The 1,213-nt window shown below is 34.5% G+C and carries 1 protein-coding gene and 2 pseudogenes; all 3 read left to right on the forward strand.

Features of this window, described 5'->3' with window-relative positions:
• Positions 1 to 219 (forward strand): annotated as a pseudogene (locus QJQ48_RS28225) (hypothetical protein); the annotation flags it as partial.
• Positions 209 to 1,015: a sulfotransferase family 2 domain-containing protein gene (locus tag QJQ48_RS28230; RefSeq protein ID WP_346294496.1), complete on the forward strand. Its 807-nt coding sequence runs from the start codon at positions 209 to 211 to the stop codon at positions 1,013 to 1,015. The pseudogene QJQ48_RS28225 and the gene QJQ48_RS28230, both read left to right, overlap by 11 nt.
• A gap of 13 nt (positions 1,016 to 1,028) precedes the next feature.
• Positions 1,029 to 1,213: pseudogene (locus QJQ48_RS28235) on the forward strand (hypothetical protein); the annotation flags it as partial.

The raw sequence follows: 1,213 nt of genomic DNA on the forward strand, positions 1-1,213 counted from the left end.
CGAAGCTTCAAGGCTTCTAGCTGGCAAAAGCCTATCATTGCAATCAAGATCATCTTTGGCAACGCTCGCAGATCTTTTTATCACATCGCAAAATATCGACTCAAAGCCTTTACGGATACAGTCTTAGCTTGCGAAATGAGATTTTTTACTAGCGCTTTAATCAGTCCACTTTGGTATTTTTATAAAATTTTTAATTTTTCTTACAGGCATGATTTATAACCTTCTTTCTAAAAAACTTGAAAACCTATATCTTAAGCACAAGCCTAACTTCTTTTTCATGCATATCCCTAAAACAGGGGGGACATCCATTGACAGTGCTTTTGAAAAAATTTATCGTCTCAGCTATAGTCGCCTTAAGGAAGCCGCCTCGCAAAAAACAGTAGAGCTTTTAAGAAACAGGTCCGCACAGAATCAAAGTATTGATTTCTTAGAGACAATGAGGTTTCGAAGAAGTCTGCTAGTCTATGAGATGTTTAGAAATACTCATTTCATTTCAGGACACACCTATTTCGATACAGAAGTATGGAACAGATTTGGACACAAGTATGCTTATATCACTGTTCTTAGAGAACCAGTCAAAAGATATATCTCTTATTACTTTTTTAATTTAAAGAAGCCAAATAAAGCTCATGGCAAGATCAATCAGAGCTTAACTGACTTCCTCAATAGCGAAAAGGGACGTAGAGCCGGAAAAGTTTATGCTCGATACTTATGCGGAAACCTGGAAAGAATTTCTGCTAATGACTTTCCTAACCATGACGATATTGCCAAAGCAAAAGAAAATTTGAAAAAGTTTAAAGCTGTTGGTTTTTTAGAAAATATTGAAGCTTTTAAACAGACAATAAAAAAAGACTTCAGCCTTAATATCAAAATACCCTATAAAAACAAAAACGTAGCGAAAAATATCAATATTAGCCCGGAGATAACCGATCAAATTAGAAGAAACTGCCAGATTGACTTAGAAATCTATAATTATGCAAAAAACATTTTTTTGTCTTTGAGAGGCGAAGGCTAACATGCGGGTTCTAATGGTAGCTCAATTACGACCTGAAAGTTCATATCTAAAACTGCTTAAAAAAGCGCTTGAAACTAATCAAATAGAAGTACGCTTCCTGAACTATTATCGTAGAAAACAAATTTTTCCTCTGCTATTTCAAATTTTATTTGACAAGAAATCGTATGATGTTATTCATCTTCATTGGATTCATCCCTA

This window comes from Sphaerothrix gracilis Ecp01 (assembly GCF_030405905.1).
GTDB lineage: Bacteria > Cyanobacteriota > Cyanobacteriia > Phormidesmidales > Phormidesmidaceae > Sphaerothrix > Sphaerothrix gracilis.